19 protein-coding genes are annotated in these 18,730 nt (G+C 58.2%); 5 read left to right on the top strand and 14 right to left on the bottom strand.

Annotation, left to right across the window (positions count from 1 at the left end; translation table 11 throughout):
• Positions 1 to 46: 46 nt before the first annotated feature.
• The 4 genes from H4V98_RS05565 to H4V98_RS05550 form a co-directional block, all read right to left on the bottom strand.
• Positions 47 to 409, bottom strand: coding sequence for a hypothetical protein (locus H4V98_RS05565; RefSeq protein WP_196862955.1), 363 nt, complete (start codon positions 407 to 409; stop codon positions 47 to 49).
• Positions 406 to 546 carry a hypothetical protein gene (locus H4V98_RS05560; protein WP_196862954.1) on the bottom strand — a complete coding sequence of 47 codons (141 nt, stop codon included), beginning with the start codon at positions 544 to 546 and terminating at the stop codon, positions 406 to 408. Before H4V98_RS05560 ends, H4V98_RS05565 begins: the two co-directional genes overlap by 4 nt.
• A gap of 99 nt (positions 547 to 645) precedes the next feature.
• On the bottom strand, positions 646 to 894 hold the full coding sequence (locus H4V98_RS05555; RefSeq protein WP_196862953.1) for a hypothetical protein: 249 nt from the start codon (positions 892 to 894) through the stop codon (positions 646 to 648).
• 11 nt (positions 895 to 905) lie between these two features.
• The gene (locus H4V98_RS05550) at positions 906 to 1,757 is read right to left on the bottom strand and encodes a DNA/RNA non-specific endonuclease (protein ID WP_196862952.1); all 852 of its coding nucleotides are present in this window, start codon (positions 1,755 to 1,757) and stop codon (positions 906 to 908) included.
• Between the two features lie 324 nt (positions 1,758 to 2,081).
• Between H4V98_RS05550 and H4V98_RS05545 the strand changes: the two genes are divergently transcribed.
• The gene (locus H4V98_RS05545) at positions 2,082 to 3,380 is read left to right on the top strand and encodes a lytic murein transglycosylase (protein ID WP_231374672.1); all 1,299 of its coding nucleotides are present in this window, start codon (positions 2,082 to 2,084) and stop codon (positions 3,378 to 3,380) included.
• A 196-nt stretch (positions 3,381 to 3,576) separates the two neighbouring features.
• On the opposite strand, the gene H4V98_RS05540 is transcribed toward H4V98_RS05545, so the two are convergent.
• The 6 genes from H4V98_RS05540 to H4V98_RS05515 form a co-directional block, all read right to left on the bottom strand.
• Complete coding sequence (locus tag H4V98_RS05540) at positions 3,577 to 4,539, bottom strand: Brp/Blh family beta-carotene 15,15'-dioxygenase (protein WP_231374684.1); 963 nt, start codon at positions 4,537 to 4,539, stop codon at positions 3,577 to 3,579.
• Positions 4,539 to 5,747: a lycopene cyclase family protein gene (locus H4V98_RS05535; protein ID WP_196862950.1), complete on the bottom strand. Its 1,209-nt coding sequence runs from the start codon at positions 5,745 to 5,747 to the stop codon at positions 4,539 to 4,541. Before H4V98_RS05535 ends, H4V98_RS05540 begins: the two co-directional genes overlap by 1 nt.
• Positions 5,748 to 5,757: 10 nt before the next feature.
• The gene (locus H4V98_RS05530) at positions 5,758 to 6,642 is read right to left on the bottom strand and encodes a phytoene/squalene synthase family protein (protein WP_280757329.1); all 885 of its coding nucleotides are present in this window, start codon (positions 6,640 to 6,642) and stop codon (positions 5,758 to 5,760) included.
• A gap of 14 nt (positions 6,643 to 6,656) precedes the next feature.
• Entirely contained in the window at positions 6,657 to 8,177 is a 1,521-nt protein-coding gene (gene crtI / locus H4V98_RS05525; RefSeq protein WP_196862948.1) for a phytoene desaturase family protein, read from the bottom strand.
• A gap of 16 nt (positions 8,178 to 8,193) precedes the next feature.
• Positions 8,194 to 9,147 (bottom strand): polyprenyl synthetase family protein, encoded by a 954-nt coding sequence (locus H4V98_RS05520; protein ID WP_196862947.1) that lies wholly within the window; start codon positions 9,145 to 9,147, stop codon positions 8,194 to 8,196.
• A gap of 93 nt (positions 9,148 to 9,240) precedes the next feature.
• Positions 9,241 to 10,041 carry a bacteriorhodopsin-like gene (locus H4V98_RS05515; RefSeq protein WP_196862946.1) on the bottom strand — a complete coding sequence of 267 codons (801 nt, stop codon included), beginning with the start codon at positions 10,039 to 10,041 and terminating at the stop codon, positions 9,241 to 9,243.
• Positions 10,042 to 10,546: 505 nt separating this feature from the next.
• Here H4V98_RS05515 and H4V98_RS05510 point away from each other — a divergent pair.
• Positions 10,547 to 10,765, top strand: coding sequence for a hypothetical protein (locus H4V98_RS05510; RefSeq protein ID WP_280757328.1), 219 nt, complete (start codon positions 10,547 to 10,549; stop codon positions 10,763 to 10,765).
• A gap of 180 nt (positions 10,766 to 10,945) precedes the next feature.
• On the opposite strand, the gene glmS is transcribed toward H4V98_RS05510, so the two are convergent.
• On the bottom strand, positions 10,946 to 12,802 hold the full coding sequence (gene glmS / locus H4V98_RS05505) for a glutamine--fructose-6-phosphate transaminase (isomerizing) (protein ID WP_196862944.1): 1,857 nt from the start codon (positions 12,800 to 12,802) through the stop codon (positions 10,946 to 10,948).
• Between the two features lie 136 nt (positions 12,803 to 12,938).
• On the opposite strand from glmS, the gene H4V98_RS05500 reads away from it, so the two are divergent.
• A complete protein-coding gene (locus H4V98_RS05500) occupies positions 12,939 to 13,424 on the top strand; it encodes an Lrp/AsnC family transcriptional regulator (protein WP_280757327.1) in 486 nt (161 codons plus the stop codon).
• Positions 13,425 to 14,261: 837 nt separating this feature from the next.
• Here the strand turns inward: H4V98_RS05500 and glmU are convergent.
• Positions 14,262 to 15,680 carry a bifunctional UDP-N-acetylglucosamine diphosphorylase/glucosamine-1-phosphate N-acetyltransferase GlmU gene (gene glmU, locus H4V98_RS05495; RefSeq protein ID WP_196862942.1) on the bottom strand — a complete coding sequence of 473 codons (1,419 nt, stop codon included), beginning with the start codon at positions 15,678 to 15,680 and terminating at the stop codon, positions 14,262 to 14,264.
• Here glmU and H4V98_RS05490 point away from each other — a divergent pair.
• Positions 15,679 to 16,608 (top strand): DUF6279 family lipoprotein, encoded by a 930-nt coding sequence (locus H4V98_RS05490; RefSeq protein WP_231374671.1) that lies wholly within the window; start codon positions 15,679 to 15,681, stop codon positions 16,606 to 16,608. The two genes, glmU and H4V98_RS05490, sit on opposite strands and share 2 nt — an antisense overlap.
• A 35-nt stretch (positions 16,609 to 16,643) precedes the next feature.
• Here H4V98_RS05490 and H4V98_RS05485 read toward each other — a convergent pair whose 3' ends face one another.
• Entirely contained in the window at positions 16,644 to 17,402 is a 759-nt protein-coding gene (locus H4V98_RS05485) for a Crp/Fnr family transcriptional regulator (RefSeq protein ID WP_196862941.1), read from the bottom strand.
• A gap of 93 nt (positions 17,403 to 17,495) precedes the next feature.
• Between H4V98_RS05485 and H4V98_RS05480 the strand changes: the two genes are divergently transcribed.
• Positions 17,496 to 17,897 carry a BLUF domain-containing protein gene (locus tag H4V98_RS05480; protein WP_348535217.1) on the top strand — a complete coding sequence of 134 codons (402 nt, stop codon included), beginning with the start codon at positions 17,496 to 17,498 and terminating at the stop codon, positions 17,895 to 17,897.
• Between the two features lie 185 nt (positions 17,898 to 18,082).
• Here the strand turns inward: H4V98_RS05480 and H4V98_RS05475 are convergent, their stop codons facing one another.
• Complete coding sequence (locus H4V98_RS05475) at positions 18,083 to 18,721, bottom strand: 5-formyltetrahydrofolate cyclo-ligase (protein ID WP_196862939.1); 639 nt, start codon at positions 18,719 to 18,721, stop codon at positions 18,083 to 18,085.
• Positions 18,722 to 18,730 lie beyond the last annotated feature (9 nt).

Genomic DNA, 18,730 nt, shown 5'->3' with positions numbered 1-18,730 from the left:
CAGCGCAATCAGGACGGGCGTTAACAGCTATTAAATTAATAGTATTTCAGGCTGGTGTTGCAGGCACCCATTGCACCCCGGCGACAGCCAGCATGCCCTGGTGCAGGTCGTCTACAAACAAGGGCAGAACGGTTTGCATGTTGGTCGCGTAGTGCTGGCGCCACATCTGCTGCAACTGCCCAAGAGCGGCCTCGTTTTGGTAGCGTACGCCGGCCTTGTCGATCAGCAGCATGGCAACCTCCTTGTCTTCAACCACCAGGGCAATCAAGGCGTCGTCGCCGTCTTCGCGCAGCGACGTCTGCAGTTCGCCAGCGGCGTCCATCAGCACTTCCGTGCACAGCGCAGCGCTCATGGCGGCGCCGTGCAGCAGGGCTTGGTCAAGCGCGGCGCGCAGGGTTTTCTTGCTCATGCGCCGTCCTTCGCCAAACAGATGCGCTTCCGGCATTCATGTTTCAGGTGCTGGTTGGAAAACACATCGGTGGCTTGGGCGATGGCGTTGAATTTTGCCTGCAGGGCGGCAGGCACGCGGGTCAAGGGGCGGTTCATGGTGCGGCTTTCAAAAAATGGATTGAACCTGCGTTCCGAGTGAAGGTAACGCCAAAATATCGGCTTTCAAGATCGCATTCGTGTCCGGTTGCAAGCCGTTCAAAATGGGTTTTTGACAACCTGCGCTGGCATGACCTCAATGGTTTGGGGGAGCTTTTCTTCCGCCTGCAGCGCCTTGACGACCTGGCCGAGCAGCGTATGCAGTTCTTTGGCCAAGGCGAGGCCGGCCTGGTCCCGGCTCAGCACCACGTCACCGGTGAGTGAGACGCGGTCGGTGCGGTTCTCGATTTCCAGCGCGCCAATGCGGATCACATCGCTTTCGTTGGCATAGGGTTTGAAGTGGTTCATTGCGTTTTTCCTCAATGTTTGATTGCGCGGGTCAAGGCATCCATCAACAGGCTGGTGAAATCGCGCAGTGTAAATTCGTCTTGCGGCCTGGTTTTCTTTCTGCGGTCCTGGCGGGGCTCGGGCTTGGGCAGCGCCATGCCGGCATCGCGAACGTTTTGCGGCAGGCCGGGCAGCAGGCTCAGGCCAACCATCTTTTCCAGTTTCGAAACCGAGACCACTGCATAGTCACGGGTGTTGTCGTTGGTGATCAGGTAGGCCCCGGCGCGCTGCTGTGTCGGGCTGTAAATCACCTTCCAGACGTGCGTGGGCACCAGCACATTGCCGATTTTCTTCAGATTGCTGCCAATGAAGGCCGGGCCGGAGATGACATAAATATCGCCTTCGGCAATGGCCAGCTGGCGCGCTGCACTCTCGATGCCGGCCCAGACGCCGGCATTGCTCTCATGCACCTGCGGCACCATGTTGGCCAGCGAAAACGACTCGGCCTGCGCCTTGCGGTTGGCAAAGTCGGCGTTCGGCGCCATGTGGCCCCGGTCGTAGCCCGAGCGTTCGTAGTCGCTGAGTTCAGCGCGGTCGCGTTCCGGCAAGGCGTCTTCAGAATGAAAGGAATCCTTGCGCGACAGCTTGGCCGCATTTTTCAAGTTTTTGCGCGTCAGGTATTCGGCCGAATACAGCGGCGTGCGGCTCAAGCCCGAATGCAGCACGGCAAACGCCCGAAAGCAGAGTGGCTGCGTGCGCGGCTGGAACTTGGGGTTGGTGACGACCGGCGGCTGGCCAGCGGCAAAGTGCTGCGGGCAGTCGGTGCCCGCCAGAACAGAAGTGCTGACGAGCACCGTCAGTGAAAAAACCAGGGTACGGAACATGTGTAAAAACCGGGGAATGACTTTTCAAGGGCGACAGTGTGCCTCAAGCCGGCGCTTTCCTTCTGGAACGGCCGAAGTCACACTGCGCGCCATTGGTCAGGACGCGCCAAATTACTCGTCCAGCGGTGCAAGGTGCAGGCGGCGCACGACACAATCCCGGCGTCGACCCGCCTGCAGGAGGTCATCACAAGGGCGCAGCAGTCGCATTGGCTCTCGCAGCGGAACGGCATCGCGGGCCGACCCGCCGGCCTGTACGGGCGTGCACGGAGCAAGGCCATGCGCGCTGTGGCCTTGAAATCAAGCTGGCTTTATCCAGCAGCGAGAATGACAGGAATGCAAATACCATTCCGATTTCTTGCGCGAAGCCACAACAGGCTGGCGCCTGCCCTGCTGGCCATCTTTGCGATGGCGGGTTGCGCTTCCACGCCTTCAGTCCCCCCAACACTGACAGCCCCTTCGACGGCCGCCGCCACAGCGACGCAAACCGAACCCACCGAACCAACAGAGAACCAGAAGTTTGCCCAATGGGTGGCCGAATTCAGCACCTTTGCCCGTGCAGCCGGCATCGAAGAGGCCACGCTTCACAGCGCCTTTGACAGCGTGCGCCTGGTGCCGCGTGTGATCAAGCTGGACCAGTCGCAGCCGGAGTTCACCCGCACGGTGTGGGACTACCTTGACAGTGCGGTGTCGCCGCAGCGAGTCACCCGTGGTCAGGACAAGCTGCTTCAACTGCGCCCCCAAAGCGATGCCCTGACAGCGCGCTACGGTGTGTCGACAGAAACAATTGTCGCGATCTGGGGGATGGAGAGCAATTACGGCGGCTTCGTCGGCGACATTCCCACCATCGACGCCCTGGCGACGCTTGGCTTCGAGGGCCGGCGCGAGGCGTGGGCGCGGGGCCAGTTGCTCGCCGCCTTGAAAATTTTGCAGAACCGCGACATTGACCGTGCGCAAATGATCGGGTCATGGGCAGGCGCGATGGGCCAGACGCAGTTTTTGCCGTCAAACTTTCTGGCGTATGCGGTCGATGCCGATGGCGATGGTCGGCGCGACATCTGGGGAAGCATTCCCGATGTGATGGCGTCAACCGCCAACTTCCTGGCCAGCTCTGGCTGGAAGGCGGGTCAGCCGTGGGGGCTGGAGGTGACATTGCCGCCCGGTTTCGACTATGCGCGCGCCGACGACGGGGTGCGGCAGCCCGCGTCAGCCTGGGCCAACGAAGGCGTGCAATCGATGGACCGCACGCCATTGCCTGCACTGAACGACAGCTCGGTCATGCTCCCGGCCGGTGCGCGCGGGCCGGCTTTTTTGGTCGGCGCCAACTTTCGCACGATCCTGCGCTACAACAACTCGACCAGCTATGCGCTCGCCGTCAGCCTGCTGGCGCAACAAGTCGCCGGCGGCCCTGCGGTGCAGACCCCCTGGCCGCGCGATATGCCGGCAATGGCGCGCAGCCAGTTGCAGGCACTGCAGACGGCGCTGAATGCGCGCGGCTTTAACAGCGGCACGCCTGACGGCGTGATGGGCCCGGCCACACGCGACGGCATTCGCAACTACCAGCGCAGCCTGGGGCTGCCGGCGGACGGCTATCCGACACCAGACCTTTTGCAGCGCCTGCAGTGAAGTAACAGGCGTCGCGCATTGACGTTGAAGTTTGTCGGACGTGCAGCCGCTTCGTGCCAACCCGTCACGTTTCAGGGTGCGGAAAAATACCAGTTTTAAGTTTCGGAAGTAGCGTCATCAAATGCTGAAGGAATGAGCGCAGCCATCGACAATTGTTGATCAGGCCTCTGAACACCATGAGTCATGCCTTGGTTGATCAGGCAGACGATTGCGCAGTCAGCCAATGGGCGTTGCGGCTGACCAGCACCAGGTGCGGTAGCGTGACTGCGGTAAGCGCAATCAGCAACCCGTTGAGCAGACTATGGGGTTCAGCGGCAGCGATAGATGCACTTTGCAGGTACCAGGCCAGTGTTAGCAGCAGCAGCAGTGTGGCCAGGCTGGTGATGGCGATAGACCTGCCGATGCGTTCATCAAGCTTGATATTTATCCCGTTTGCATTTTCGATTGCTGCGCCGTGGCGGTACCTTGCGGCAACCCTGAAAATGTGTGCACCGCTGTGAAGTACACCAAAGTAAACTGAAAAAGCCATGAGCGGTGACAGCGCCAGATTGAGTACAAAAACCCCGGCGACTTCTGCCCAGAGCGGTTTGCGAAACAGCCCCTGGCGTAATACGGCAAGACTCAATCCGCACAGGCCCAGCCACAGCCAGGCCAGGGTTTGCCAGATCGTCCACGCCAACGGTGCGTCCAGGCCAACAGCCATTGGCAGAACATCTTGCAGCGCTTGGACCGACAGCAGTGCGGGCAGCATCACAGGTGCGCCGCCTGCCATCACGCGTTGCGCCCACGCACCTTGTTTCGACGTGCCGATTCCCCATCGGCCATACGGTTCGCCAAAATGCCAAACCGACATGGCCAGCAATATCAGCACCATCAACCAGCCACTTTGTGCGCAAACCAAGGCAAGCAGCAGGACCGCTCCAACATATGCAACCAAAGCGCCAGCCAGGCGGCGTGCGCCGGTAAATTCGCGCTGCATCAAGACGATATCGAGAGCACCGTGGAAAAAGCCCGCCGTCAAGGTCAGGCCCACAAACAGCCATAGCCCAGATCGCGCAAAGTTTTGGTCCAGGTAACGCATCGCTGCCAAAGCCAGTAGGGCCAGCACCGTCAGCACAACCTGGACAAGCGGGGGCTTGGAAAATACCGGGGAGGGCATCAATGCGAGACTCCCGATAATTTCGATGCATGCTTAAATAACAATGACAACGCCTGCGCCGAAAAAGGCAGGGTTGGCAGTGCACGGGTCACTAGCAAACGTTGCCGCCAACTTGCATTGCCACTTAAAAACGCAACCATCGTCTCGGCATCAAGCTTCTCAAAAAGTTGCATGAAGTACCATGAACTTCGACTCCAGTCACGCTCCAGCACTGTCAGAAAAACCGTGTCCATCCACTCGTCCAGCGCCTCGCGCTTGAATGGCGCAGGTATCCAATTTTTCAGATCGCCGATGCTGGCATGGCTTTTGAGTGATGTTGCTGTTTGCACTGCATGCGCCAGCGTCTCTAAAAATGCGTATCCGGTTGAAGCGCGCAAGGTCCCGGCGGCTCGGCCCAGAGAGGCTACATGCAATGCATTTTTTGCCAGGGTCTGGTTCAGGTTCAGCGAGCCTTTTTCCTGGTACACCACTTCATAGGCAGCCGATCCAACACAGCTTGCAATAAATTGCTGCAATTCAGCATCGAAATCCGGCTTGAAGGAGGCTGGGGAAATCCAGGTTGTCTCGATCAAGGCGTTGCGCGGGCTGTAGGGCAGCACATAAAAAAAGTGCAATCCGTCGGTGCTGGGTTGAAAATGCATTAACTCCACCATTTTTGGGTCGAACACATCGCTATTGGTTGTTATCTCATGCCCTGAAAATTGTTGAACCAACCCGTTCGCGATGGTTTTTACAGGCGGCCGGGCATCGAATACCCATGCAGCCTGTATCACTTCGCCGTCGCTGGTTTCTACGCTCGGTGTGTCTCCACCCACTATTTGCCGCACCGATGTGCCCAACCGCAACTCAACATGACCGCTTTGCGAAATGACGTGTTGCGCCGCTGAATAAAAGGCATCGCCATCGAGCGTGCAATAGCATGTCACTTTGCCGTCATCACCGCCTTTTGTGACAGTGGGTGACGCTTTTTGATGAGTGCTTGTGGCTTGCCGCACACACCATTGGCTCCATTGCTGTCGCTCCAAGTGGCTAAACCGATGTGCGGCGCTGTGCGGCGTTTTCCAGTAACTCCATGTACGGTCACGAACATAGCTTTTACGCTGTTCCAGCACCAGCACCCGCAGCATTGAAAACTCAGCTTGCGCCAGTTCAGCAGCCAGCGCCAAACCACTCAGGCCACCTCCCACAATGACGATGTCATACGCCACAGAGAGGCCGTCAGACGTTGGCCGGAAAACCCGGAACCAGCGCCAGGTGCTTCAAGTCGTGGCCCACCACATCTCTCACCGCGGCGCTGGGAAACTGATCTGCGCCTGCATAGCAAGCCAGGATCAACCTTATTTTCTCTAACCTTCCAAGCGATGCTCTGCCAAGCCAGTAACGGTTTGCACCACCGGTCAAAATCTTTTGTCCAATGCCTCGGTACAGGGCCGCTGCGACGCGGATAGCCCGCCGATTGCCAGAAGGTATGTACCCCAGCCCTTGTTGTGAATAGGCGTAGAAGTCATCCGCCAGGTTCAGCAGCTTTTGAATAGCCGAAAAGCTCTGGAGGGCTTGCGCCGGATTTTTTGGTGCGCGTAACGTTTCTGCGTTCACGCCCCACTGCGAGGGGATGTAGCAGCGCCCGCGCGCGGCGTCTTCCACCACGTCGCGTGCAATATTGGTCAGCTGCATTGCCACGCCTAAAGCCGTAGCATACGGTTGCCCTTTGCTGGCAGCGCCCAAAATGGGACACATCATTTGCCCCACCGTGCCTGCAGCGCCATACGCAAATCGTAAAAGTTCTTCTGTTGTCTGAATACAGCGTGGGCTGGCGTCTTGAACCAGGCAGTCCATGAAATTGCGAATCACCTCGGCGTCAACCCTCTTTGAAAGCAGCATCTTGCCGACTTGATGCCCCAGCTCGCTGCCAGCACCGGGATCCAGCACATTGCCTTCCAGGGCTTGTAACTGTTCCATGCGTTCGGCCCACGGACCCAGTGCCTCTTCATCGGCCAGGTCATCTGCCAATCGGGCAAACGCATAGAGTTGCGCGGCGTCACGTCGCGCCTCGGGCAATAAAAACCGGGCAGCCCATGAGAAAGATTTGGCATGCAGATCCATCACGTTTTGCGGTGTCATTGCACAGATCCAAACATCAACCGCTCCACCACTTTGGCAGAAGTCATGACACCGGGAACGCCGGCACCCGGATGGGTGCCTGCGCCGACAAAATAAAGATTCGGAATGGATTTTGACCGGTTGGGAAAGCGAAATCCCGCAGACTGCATCAGTGTCGGTGTGATGGAAAACCCCGCGCCCCACGGCGACAACAACTCTTTTGAAAAGTACTCGGGCGTCACGTAAAAATCATCAACGATGTGCTGTTCGAGATGCGGAAGTGCGCGCTGCGCCAAGGTGGCTTGCAGTGCTGCCTTGAATGTCTCTGCAACGTCTTCCCAAACAATATTGCCCCGCAAGTTGGGCACAGGCACCAAGGCATAAAAGCTGTCATGGCCCGTAGGTGCGCAAGCGGGGTCTGTTGCACTGGGACGATGGAGGTAGATGCTCAAATCTTCCGGCAATTCAAGCGTGTTAAAAATTTTGTGGAGCACCTCGCGGTAGGTTTGGCCAAACAAAATTGTGTGGTGTGCAACGTCGGGGTAGGTAACGTCAGTGCTGAAATACCAGACAAACAAACTCATGGAGTATTGTTTACGGTCTATGGCATCGACTTTTTTGTAAGGGCTGGGGAGCAAGTGGGTCAGCACATAGCCTGGGTCGGCATTACAAACCACCGTGTCGGCATGAACCGTGCGGCCATCATGCAGGCGTATGCAACTCGCCAAGCCACTGCTCACCTCAATAGCCGCCACTTCGGCGTTCCATAAAAACTGCACGCCATGGCGTGTGGCAAGCGCTACCAGTGCGTCAACCAGTCTTGCCATGCCACCGCGAACAAACCACACGCCCCATTTGCGTTCAAGGTAGTGAATCAAACTGTAAATACTGGTGGTGTCGAACGGGTTGCCGCCAACCAGGAGTGGCTGAATACTGAACGCTTTGCGAATGTGAGCATGCTTGAAGTAGCGTGCCGTCAGGGCGTAAACCGAGCGGTCTGCTCGTAATCTCGCCATGGCAGGCAGCGCCTTGGCCATGGCGCGCCAGCCTAAAAATGCCTGCGTGCCCAGTTCTTCATAACCTTTTTCAAAAAGCTTTTTAGAGTGCTCCAGATAGGCTGGATAAGCCGCGGCATCGGCTTGGGAAAACTTGGCAATCTCTGCCTGAATTTGCTCAGTCGTGCCGCCGTAGTCCAAGTGCGAACCATCGGCAAATTGCATTTGATACCAAGGCTTGACAGGCATGAGTTCGACATGGTCCTCAAGCCGCTCACCTAGCAATGCGAACAATTCCTTGAACAGCACAGGTGCGGTGAGCACTGTGGGTCCGGCGTCATAGCGAAAAGTCAGCCCTTCAGCATGACGAACAAACTCGGCAGCCCGTCCACCGGGCTTGTCAAGCCGGTCAACCACCGTTGTATTCACACCGCGTGCTACAAGACGTATTGCTGCGGCGAGGCCGCCAAACCCTGCACCGACGACAACCGCTGCGCGAGTTGCCGTCGAAACACTATTTTGACACTTGGTGTCGGCTGGCAAATCAGATCTCAAGCTGTCAGTTGGCACCGATCATTGCCTCTGATTTAAGGCCGAGCAACACATTGCGAAGCTGATGGGCGTAGTCCCCCAGACATTCTCCAATGTTGTACGGCAAACGCTTCGCCAGCACAATCGCAAGATCAATTTTTTCAAGCCCGATCATTCTTGCTTTCTTCAAAGATTCGTCCAGGGAATTTGTCTCTTTAAAAATCGAAATAATGTTGTATACGTTTTTTGTAGTGCCAGAGAAGACATCGGCTTGGAAGTCGTGCAAATCATCCGCTATTTGATAGCCGACCGCAAAAGCCTCGGTTGCGTGCAAGGCTTGCGGCAAGTAGTCTTGATGGCCTGCTGCCAGAAGTACCAGTTCAAGGGGCAAGCCGAGCAAGGCACCCGACTTTGCCATTGCAATTTGCTGGTATCGCAATAATGCTGTTGCGTCATCGTCGAATGTTGACCTGCCAGCCGTCAAGTCAGCGCTTTGCCCTTCTATTGCCATGGCCACACGTTCGTGCACCAGTAAAATCATGTTTGCCAACGCCCGTGAGTCATCAAGTTGACAAAGCGTCATGTAGGCTGCGGACAACAGCAAATCTCCAGCGCAAATAGCCGTATTCGCTCCGAAACGAACCCACACGGCTTGCTGACCACGCCGAACCTCATCGCGATCCTGGATGTCATCGTGTATTAACGACGCGTTGTGCAGCAGTTCCACAGTTGCCGCAATAGCAATTGCATTTGCCGTGCTCAAACCCACTGCAAGCCCTGCATGAAGGGCTATCTTTGCTCTGACGCGTTGTCCCCCTGCACTTAAATGGTAGGCGGCAGCGTTTGAACCGCCCCTTTTTTCTTTTGAAAGATTAGTTGCTTTGGATTTGATGGATCCAAGCATTATTTCCTCAACTGCAATCAGTAAAGGCAAAAGTGGGTCCGGCACCAATGCTGGATGGACTGCAATACAAGTTTGCATGATTGATCCAGATTAAAAAGCTGCAAGTATTCATTTTTCTTGACAGGCTTTTCATATTGATGAAAAGCCTGTCAACCGGGACCGGCACATCAATTACTTCTTTGAACTTTCGGTTTCGCTTACTGCAACTTGCCAGATAATCAAACCGAATGCAATTTTATTAAGCACGTCTGCCAAGTTATAAATGATATTCAAGGCATTGACACTATTTTCCGGACTGCTGCCGGTTAGATAACCAAAGAAGTAGCCAAGCGGATAAATTGCCCAACCAAAGGTCACGATCAAGCGCATGGTCTTGAATGCAGATTGCACAGAAGGAGGCGCACTTTTAGCATTAATCTTGCTGGCTTCTCCAGCAAAAATTTCATACAAAATATATGCCCAGCCTACCATGCCGATGACAAAGGCAATCCATGTATTGAGATAACCGGCTTCACCCAAATAACCACCCACCAACATGACCAGTGTGCCGACCATCAGACGCCAAAAAACACCAACTGGCACTTTGGCAATGGCTGACAAGATCAGGTAAAACTCGATCATCAACAACGGTACTGTGATTAACCAATCGATGTAGCGAAACACCGTGGGCGTTGAGCCTGTGGTCACCCATACTTCCCGCATGTAAAAATAATGGACTGCTGCAACCAATGTCACCAGGCCAGACACCGTAAGTGATGTTTTCCACTTAGGTGAGACCCTGTCACGCTCTAAAAAGAAAAATACCGTTGCGGCAACCAGCGCCATGGAAATAAGCCAGAAGCTGATTCCGACGAAATCGTCTGGTTTTAATACGTCCCCGGAAGCAGCACTGGCTTGGCCAGCAACCAAAGCCAATGAGACGCCAGCACTGACGACTGCCAGTATTTTTGATTTAATAAATTTGAACAACATGCAGTACTCCAGAAAATGCATGACCGGTTAACAAAAAGAAATTCAGAATTCTTCACCAATCATGATTTCAGTGATCTCGTATTGACGAGTCCAAACTAATCATGAATTTGCAGTGTATGTGATGCTGCTCATCAGGATAAAATAATTTTTTCAATAACGCAATTGACACACTAACGCGAACCAAGAAAACTGATAACACAACTTATTAAATTTGAATTTTCAGGTTTCAGCTTTCTATTCTAGTGACTGGCAATGCTGAAGGTTTTATGAGTCGTGGTTTTTACGGTTATTCATTCATTACTTTGCTGTTTAAAAAAAAACGGCCGCCAAGCGGTAGCCGACTTTTAAAGTTGCGGATCATGTGGCAGCTCGGTAGCTGTGCTCAAGTGTCATGTTCCACCTCGCCAAGCTATTGGTGCTGAGCATGCGATCTGATAAAACTCGGGCAAGTCGAAAGCGGCCAAGTCCACAGGCAGTTTTTCTTGGTTCAGGCAACCCGTTGCGCGTGGCTGAACTGCCGGTTTTTGAGCGCCACGTTGAGCAGGCGTTGTGCTTGAATCACCCGTTTTTGCAAAACGTGAAGATGCAAACGGGTGGAAAGGCCTTACCCGAAAATCCCTGCCCGCGTCAGATTCATGGCGTGAACAGGAGGCAATTCCGGATCTTCAAGGTGCTGGGATCAAAGTCAGCCCAGTACTCCAGCGGCAACTGGAAAGCGACTTGACCCGGAGGGTTTTTATAGCCGTTCGCGTTCCCGGACGTCTGACCGGGTTCCCATAAGGCAAGCCTGAAGAGGCTGCGCGCACTCAGTGCGAAAGGCTTTGTTCATCAAAATGCGCAATGCTTCATTGTTAACGTGCAGGAATGCCGCACTACCAGTGAACATTCCTCACCAACCCGAGCTTTACTCCACCGTGACGCTCTTGGCCAGGTTGCGTGGCTTGTCGACATCGGTGCCGCGCGCGCAGGCGGTGTGATACGCCAGCAACTGCAGCGGCACGACGTGCAGCAGCGGGCTGAGCGCGCCGTAATGCTCGGGCATGCGGATGACGTTCACGCCTTCGCTGCTGTCGATACGGCTGTCGGCGTCGGCCAGCACATACAGCACGCCGCCCCGGGCGCGCACTTCCTGCATGTTGCTTTTGAGCTTTTCCAGCAGCGCGTCGTTCGGCGCGACGGTGACGATGGGCATGGCGTTGGTGACCAGCGCCAGCGGGCCGTGCTTGAGTTCACCGGCCGGGTAGGCCTCGGCATGGATGTAGCTGATTTCCTTCAGCTTGAGCGCGCCTTCGAGCGCAATCGGGTAGTGCATGCCGCGCCCCAGAAACAGCGCGTTTTCCTTTTTCGCAAAGTCCTCGGACCAGCTGATGATCTGCGGCTCCAGCGCCAGCACGGCCTGCAGCGCGGCAGGCAGGTGGCGCAGGGCCTTGAGGTGGCCCGCCTCCTGGTCTTCGCTCAGCCGCCCCTTGGACTGGGCCAGCGCCAGCGTCAGCAGGAACAACCCGGCCAGCTGCGCGGTGAACGCCTTGGTCGAGGCCACGCCGATCTCGACGCCGGCTCGGGTGATGTAGGCGAGCTTGCATTCGCGCACCATGGCCGAGGTGGCCACGTTGCAGATGGTCAGCGTCTGCGTCATGCCCAGGCTTTGCGCATGGCGCAACGCAGCCAGCGTGTCGGCGGTTTCGCCGCTCTGGGTGATGGTGACGACCAGCGTGCGCGGATTCGGCACCGAGGTGCGGTAGCGGTATTCGCTGGCGACCTCGACCTGCGTCGGGATGCCGGCGATGGACTCTAGCCAGTACTTGGCGGTGCAGCCGCTGTAGTAGCTGGTGCCGCAGGCCAGGATCAGCACCGAATCGATGTCCCTGAAGGTGCGATACGCCTCGTCGCCGAACAGCTCGGGCACGATGCCATTGATGCCTTCGAGCGTGTCTGCAATGGCGCGCGGCTGCTCGAAGATTTCCTTTTGCATGTAGTGGCGGTAGGGGCCGAGTTCTGCCGCACCGCTGTGCGCATGCACCGTCTTGACTTCGCGCAGGGCGCGCTGGTGGTGGCGGTCAAAAATCCAGTACTTGCCAAGTTGCAGATCGACCAGGTCGCCTTCTTCCAGGTAGACGATCTGGTCGGTGACGCCGGCCAGCGCCATCGCGTCGCTGGCAAGGAAGGTGTCGCCGTGGGTGTCGCCCGACCCCACGCCCAGGATCAGCGGCGAGCCGGCGCGCGCGCCGACGACGCGGTGCGGCTCGTCCTTGCAGAAAGCGGCAATGGCATAAGCGCCGTGCAGTTGCGCCACGGTGGCCTTCAGCGCCTCGAACAGGTCGCCGTCGTACAGGCTGTCCATCAGGTGGACGATGACTTCGGTGTCGGTCTGGCTTTCGAACACATAGCCCCGGGCCTGCAGGGCAGCGCGCAGTTCGTCGTGGTTTTCAATGATGCCGTTGTGCACCAGCGCGATCTTGCCCGGCCGCGCCGCACTGCCCGCACCGGTGCCATGGCTGAAATGCGGGTGCGCATTGTGCACGGCAGGCACGCCGTGGGTGGCCCAGCGCGTGTGGGCAATGCCCGTGCCGCCTTCGATGTGTTCGCTGCTGACCTGCGCCTGCAACTCGGACACGCGTGCGGTGCTGCGCGCGCGCTTCAGGCCATTGGCGTACACCGCCACGCCGCAGGAGTCATAGCCCCGGTATTCCAGCCGCTGCAGGCCCTGCACAAGGATGGGAACAATGTTTCGGCTGGAAACCGCTGCAACGATGCCGCACATGAAAAGCACTCCTGAAAAAATGATGGACTGATGCTACGGATTAACGAGCTGTCAATGTGATCGAAATATCATCATTTTTGAAATTAAATTTCAAAAATGATGAGCTTTGAAATTATATTTCTTTAATAATATCTTTATGGAAGAAATATTTCTGGACCCGACCGACATCAAGCTGCTGGAATTTCTACAAGCAGATGCCAGCTTGAGCAATCAGGCGCTGGCCGAACACGTGCATGTGTCGCCGCCGACCTGCCTGCGGCGTGTCAAGCGGCTGCGTGATGCAGGGCTGATCGAATGTGAGATTGCCGTGCTGAACGCCGACCGGCTGGCGGCCGCGCTGGGCCACGGGCTGACCGCGCTGGTCGAGATTTCGCTGGACCGCCAGGGTGCCGAGGGGCTGGAGGCGTTCGAGGCGCGGGCCGTGATGGACGACGCAGTGCAGCAGTGCTACCGGGTGTCGCCGGGGCCGGACTTCATGCTGGTGGTGCATGTGGCTGACATGCCGGCTTATCTGGCGCTGGCGCAGCGGCTGTTTACCAGCGATGCGAATGTGCGCAATGTGAAGGCTTTCTTTAGCCTGAAGCGAGCCAAATTTAGGCCTAAAGTGCTGTTTGCGCAATGACTGCTTGCGTATTCAGCTATTGAATTCATAGCTCTGTTTTGTTTGTTTGGGCTGGTGAGTTGTTTGCTCGCTAGCTGGCGCTGCTTGATTGGGCTGGCCGGGGGTAGCCCGGCGGCTACTCACTTTCTTTATTTCGCCAAAGAAAGCAAGCAAAGAAAGGCGACCCCTGCTGTCCGCGACCCCTTCGCTTCGCTACGGGGCACCCTGCGGTGTTCAGTCCAGCCGGGGTCTCGTGCAAACTCGCCTTCGGCTCAAACAAGCACAAGCCCTGATCCGTCTGGCCTTGCGCTCCTCAGCGCAGACAGAAGGGGCCGGGGAATGGAATATACAGGCCAATACAAACAGCCGAACAGCCGAACAGCCGAACAGCCGAACAGCCGAACAGCCGAACAGCCGAACAGCCGAACAGCAAAAGCCAAACAGACCTCGCACCCAATAAATAAAAAATACTACAAATTTAATAGCTGCTTATGCATACCCAATATGCGCAAAAGGCATTTTTGACTCCGAATTCTCCCCCCTCCCCACCCCGTTCTGGCTGGGCCTGTGATGAGTGGCAAAAGCGGGATCAGGGCCGCGCGCTGTTTGAGCGAAACGAAGTGAAGCGAGTTTGCGCGGACCCCCGCTTTTGTCGCTCATCACAGGTTGCCCGAAGCGCAGCGAAGGGACCCGGACAGCCGGGTCGCCTTTTCTTTGGTGACTTTCTTTTGGCGAAGCAAAAGAAAGTTACTTGCCGCCGGGCAACCCCCGGCCAGCAAAACCAAGCAGAGAAAACAAAGCCACGAACGCAAGAGCAGCCAGCGCAAGACAGCATTGCGCCAACAGCCAATAAACCCCTCAGCCCTTGGATTTCTTCAAAGGCCGCGACCAGTTCGCAAGGTTCACCTGCTTGCCCCGCGCCACACTCAAACTGCCAGCAGGCACATCCTTGGTGATCGTCGAGCCCCCGCCCACCGTACTTCCCGCGCCAATCGTCACCGGCGCCACCAGCACGCAGTTGCTGCCGATGTGCACATCGGCCTCCATCACCGTGCGGTGCTTGTTGGCGCCGTCGTAGTTGGCGGTGATGCTGCCCGCGCCATAGTTCACGCGCTCGCCGACCGTGGCATCGCCCAGGTAAGCCAGGTGATTGGCCTTGGCGCCCCGCGCCATCGTGGAGTTCTTGACCTCGACAAAATTGCCGATATGCACCTCGGCGCCCAGCCTGGCCCCGGGCCGCAAGCGCGCAAACGGGCCGACCAGCGCGCCCTCGCCCACCTGCACGCCCAGCGCTTCGCCGTCGATGTGGGTGAACGGATGGATCACCGCGCCGGAGGCAATCGCCGCGTTCGCAATCACGCAGTTGGCGCCAATGCGCACGCCCTGCCCCAGACTGACCTGGCCGTCAAACACGCAGTTCACGTCGATCTCGACATCCGCGCCGCAGGTCAAGATGCCGCGCACGTCCAGCCGCGCCGGATCGGCCAGGCGAACGCCCTGATCCATCAGGCCGACCGCCAGGCGCCGCTGGTACACGCGCTCCAGCTCGGCCAGCTGCACCGGGCTGTTGACGCCTGCAACCTGCGCGGCATCAATAATCTGGTGCGCCACCACGGCCACGCCGTCGGCCACGGCGAACTTCACGATGTCGGTCAGGTAGTACTCGCCCTGCGCATTCTGGTTGTCCAGACGCTCCAGCCAGCGGCGCAGCAGGCGCGTCGGCACGGCCATGATGCCGCTGTAGATTTCATGGATGGCGCGCTCGGCTTCGCTGGCGTCCTTGTGCTCGACGATGGCGCGCACCTGGCTTGATGCCTGGGTGCCGGCGCGAACGATGCGGCCATAGCCGGTCGGGTTGTCCATGCTGAGCGTCAGCAACGCCAGCCGCTGACCGCCGCATTGCGCCAAAAGGGCCTCCAAGGTTGCGGCCTGCGTCAGTGGCACATCGCCCGACAGCACCATCGTGATACCGTCGTCGTCCAGAAAGGGCATGGCCTGCTGCACCGCGTGACCGGTGCCGAGTTGCGGCTCCTGGCGCGCGAACTTCAAGCCCAAAGCGGCTGAAGCGCCCGTCCTGCCTTCGCAGGCTGCTTCAACTTGCATGGCACCGTGGCCGGTGATGACGACCGCCTGGCGGGCCGATAACTGCGCGGCGCAGTCCATGACATGCGCCAGCAAAGCGCGTCCGCCCAATCGGTGCAACACTTTGGGCAATGCGCTTTTCATCCGCGTGCCTTTGCCAGCGGCCATGATGACAACGTCAAGAGGGTTCGACATGAGATTTCCTGTGAATTTTGGACTGCTAAAAAAAACCAAGGCGCGGCCCGGCCGGCGCTTTTGCTCCCGGATTATCGGGGTGCTCGGCGTGCTGGCTGTGGCTGGCGTGCTGCAGGCCTGCAGCGTCATGAAGCTGGCCTACAACCAGGCGCCCGACCTGGCTTACTGGTACCTTGACGATTACCTGGACTTCACGGGCGAACAAAGCCTGCGGGTCAAGGCCGGTTTGAGCCAGCTCCAGACCTGGCACCGGCAGACGCAGCTGCCGGTCTACATCACGGCGCTGCAGCAGTTGCAGCAGCAGCTCCCGTCAGACACCACCGCCGCAGCCGCCTGCACGGTGGCCGCCGACGTGCGCAAAAATCTTGGCGCGATGACGCAGCGGGCCGAATCGCTGGCCGCCGGAGTGGTCGTCATGCTCCAGCCGGACCAGCTCAAGCACATGGCGCAAAAGTTTGCAAAAACCAATGCCGAGGCTGAAGACGAACTGGAAGACGACCGCGTTAAAACCCGGCAAGGCAAGCGCTACCAAAAACTGCTCAGCCGCGCCGAGAGCCTGTATGGGACGCTTGACGAGCCGCAGCGCGCGGTCATTGCGCGACGTTTGGAAAAGTCCCGTTTTGACCTGCGCGTGCTGTTTGCCGAAAGGCAGCGTCGTCAACGCGACGCGCTGCAAACGCTGCAGCCCATGGCGGGCGGCCAGTCTTCAGCCGCGCAGGCGCAGGCGGCTTTGCGCGGACTGGTCGAACGCACCCTGAACCCGCTGGAGCCCGTCTACCGGCGCTATCTCGACGAACTGAGCCAGGAAAACTGCCAAAGCTTTGCCGAACTGCACAACAGCACGACGCCGGCGCAGCGCAGCAAGGCTGTGGAAACCCTCAAGGGCTACGAGCAGGACTTCAGGATTCTGAACGAAAGCAAATCCTGATACAGGCAACTGGCGGGGCGTTGCGCCGTGCCGCGCTACAGAAGCGGCACCTTGCGCGGCGGCGTGTCGTAGTAATCGGCCAGCCGCTCCAGCGCCTTGGAATTGAGCAGCCAAAGCCGCCCGCCGTGTATGTCGTGCAGCCCGAGCAACTTCAGCCGCCGCAGCGTCTTGTTGGTGTGCACCAGCGACAGCCCCAGGGTGTCGGCGATGTGTTGCTGGTTGACCGGAAATTCAACCGATCCTTCGTGCGCCAGCCCGAGCCGCTCCAGCCGGCGGTACAAATGCATCAGCAGCATGGCGACACGCTCGGCGGCATTGCGCTGGCCGGTGGTCAGCAGGTTGTCATCGACCATGCCTTCCTCGCGAGCGGCCAGCCAGGTGGTGTCGTATCCCAGGCGGGGGAAACTGCGGAACAGATCCAGCAGGCCTTCACGCGGAAACGCACACAGGCTGACATCGGTCACGGCCTCGATGCCGTGCATGGCGCCGTCGCCGAACTCCTGCTGCAGGCCGATCAGGTCGCCCGGCAGCAGGAAATTGAGGATCTGCCGGCGCCCGTCGCTCAAGGTCTTGTAGCGAAACGCCCAGCCTTCGTACAGCGTGTACAGCCGCCCGTTGGGCTTTTGCTCATGGATCAGGGTACTGCCGGCCTGCCGGGTCAGGGCGTTGCTGCGAAACGATTCGATGAACGCCAGTTCTTCACCCGACACCGCCGTGAAGGCACCGGTCTTTCGAAGCCGGCAAGCTGCGCATGGCGGCGGACAGGAGACGGGAACGGGTTGAAGAGTACGCATGCATGCCCTTGGCAAAAATGAACTGAAACACTGTGTCTTTTGACATTGTTCTGATCTGCACAGCCTTGTACATTCTGCCGTACCGCCATGCACATGCCATCTTCCGATCTCCACGAAATCATTTACGTCAGCACCCTTGCCGATGACACGCCGGTCCGCGCGGTCGCCGACATTGCCATGCAGGCGCGCAGCAACAACCACCAGTCGGACATCACCGGTCTGCTGGTGTTCGACGGCCTGCATTTTTGCCAGCAACTCGAAGGCGGTGCCCAGAAAGTGGCCGCCGTCATGGCGCGCATCCAGGGCGATCCGCGTCACCGCAATGTCGAGGTTTTGCACCAGGGGCCGCTGGACCAGCGGCGCTTCAGGCGCTTCAGCCTGGGCTATACGTCAGTGGAAGATATTGAACTGCTGGAGCGGCTGCAGCGGCTGAAGGGCCAGGCGGCGATTGATGGTTTCGTGGCCTTGCTGTCTGGGCTGGACCTGGACGGGTAAACGGATGGATTCGTTGCGAAACGCCATGCCGCCAAGCCCAGGACGCGGCGCAGGCATGCGAAACGATTTGCGCTGCGCAGCCTATATTGGCTGCCGATAAATATCAATGAAATCAGCGCTTACCTCATATAGATATTGCCTAGGCAGCTATATATTCAATAGCATCCAGATAAAAGGCCATGCTTTCACAGCGGCCAGGCCACGCCCTGGTCGTTAAGCAGTACATCGAGCGCAATGTCGTGCGGCTCGGGCAGCAGGTCGGGCAGCCAGCCGTGGCTGAAACCCAGCCCCACCGTGACCGGGCGCGGCGACAGCGTGGCCAGGGTGCGGTCGTAGAAACCGCCGCCATAGCCCAGCCGGTAGCCGCCTGGCCCGTAGCCGACGCAGGGCACAAACAGCAGCGTGGGAACGATCACCTCGGTGTCCTTGGGCTTGGGAATGCCGTAGGCGTCTTCCTCCATTGGGCAGCCGGGGTACCAGGCGTGAAAGGTCAGCGTCTTGTGCAGCTTGTTGACCACCGGCAGCCCAATCTTGCGCGGCGACCTGCCCGCTATGCTTTCGGTAGCTAACTGCGCTTGCGCCGCCTGCGCAGAAGCCGTATTTTCCTTGAATTCGGGGGCCAGCACGGCGTCTTCCTGCCAGCGGTACAGCGCCGGCAGCGGGTCGAACTCGCCCTTGATCGGCCAGTAGGCACCAATCACCTCGTGCTTTGATCCGACCAGCCAGATGCGCATCACCCGCTGGAGCAGGTCAGCCCGGGCCAGCCGGTCGGGCATGTCGAGGCGCGACTGCACCAGTGCTTTGCGTGTACTTAATTTGTCCATAATCCTCCA

Origin of the sequence: Polaromonas sp. CG_23.6 (assembly GCF_029892315.1) — a bacterium.
Lineage (GTDB): Bacteria > Pseudomonadota > Gammaproteobacteria > Burkholderiales > Burkholderiaceae_C > Polaromonas.
Note: the sequence above shows the minus strand (reverse complement) of the source record. Positions and strands in the feature narration are given on the sequence as shown.

Coding starts and splice junctions, on each gene's coding strand:
- H4V98_RS05560 (WP_196862954.1), bottom strand. CDS start 546: ATGAACCGCCCCTTGACCCGCGTGCCTGCCGCCCTGCAGGCAAAATTC.
- H4V98_RS05485 (WP_196862941.1), bottom strand. CDS start 17,402: ATGCGTACTCTTCAACCCGTTCCCGTCTCCTGTCCGCCGCCATGCGCA.
- H4V98_RS05530 (WP_280757329.1), bottom strand. CDS start 6,642: ATGGATCTGCATGCCAAATCTTTCTCATGGGCTGCCCGGTTTTTATTG.
- H4V98_RS05480 (WP_348535217.1), top strand. CDS start 17,496: ATGCCATCTTCCGATCTCCACGAAATCATTTACGTCAGCACCCTTGCC.
- H4V98_RS05550 (WP_196862952.1), bottom strand. CDS start 1,757: ATGTTCCGTACCCTGGTTTTTTCACTGACGGTGCTCGTCAGCACTTCT.
- glmS (WP_196862944.1), bottom strand. CDS start 12,802: ATGTGCGGCATCGTTGCAGCGGTTTCCAGCCGAAACATTGTTCCCATC.
- H4V98_RS05515 (WP_196862946.1), bottom strand. CDS start 10,041: ATGTTGTTCAAATTTATTAAATCAAAAATACTGGCAGTCGTCAGTGCT.
- H4V98_RS05490 (WP_231374671.1), top strand. CDS start 15,679: ATGAGATTTCCTGTGAATTTTGGACTGCTAAAAAAAACCAAGGCGCGG.
- H4V98_RS05520 (WP_196862947.1), bottom strand. CDS start 9,147: ATGCAAACTTGTATTGCAGTCCATCCAGCATTGGTGCCGGACCCACTT.
- H4V98_RS05555 (WP_196862953.1), bottom strand. CDS start 894: ATGAACCACTTCAAACCCTATGCCAACGAAAGCGATGTGATCCGCATT.
- glmU (WP_196862942.1), bottom strand. CDS start 15,680: ATGTCGAACCCTCTTGACGTTGTCATCATGGCCGCTGGCAAAGGCACG.
- H4V98_RS05545 (WP_231374672.1), top strand. CDS start 2,082: ATGACAGGAATGCAAATACCATTCCGATTTCTTGCGCGAAGCCACAAC.
- H4V98_RS05500 (WP_280757327.1), top strand. CDS start 12,939: ATGGAAGAAATATTTCTGGACCCGACCGACATCAAGCTGCTGGAATTT.
- H4V98_RS05565 (WP_196862955.1), bottom strand. CDS start 409: ATGAGCAAGAAAACCCTGCGCGCCGCGCTTGACCAAGCCCTGCTGCAC.
- H4V98_RS05475 (WP_196862939.1), bottom strand. CDS start 18,721: ATGGACAAATTAAGTACACGCAAAGCACTGGTGCAGTCGCGCCTCGAC.
- H4V98_RS05540 (WP_231374684.1), bottom strand. CDS start 4,539: ATGCCCTCCCCGGTATTTTCCAAGCCCCCGCTTGTCCAGGTTGTGCTG.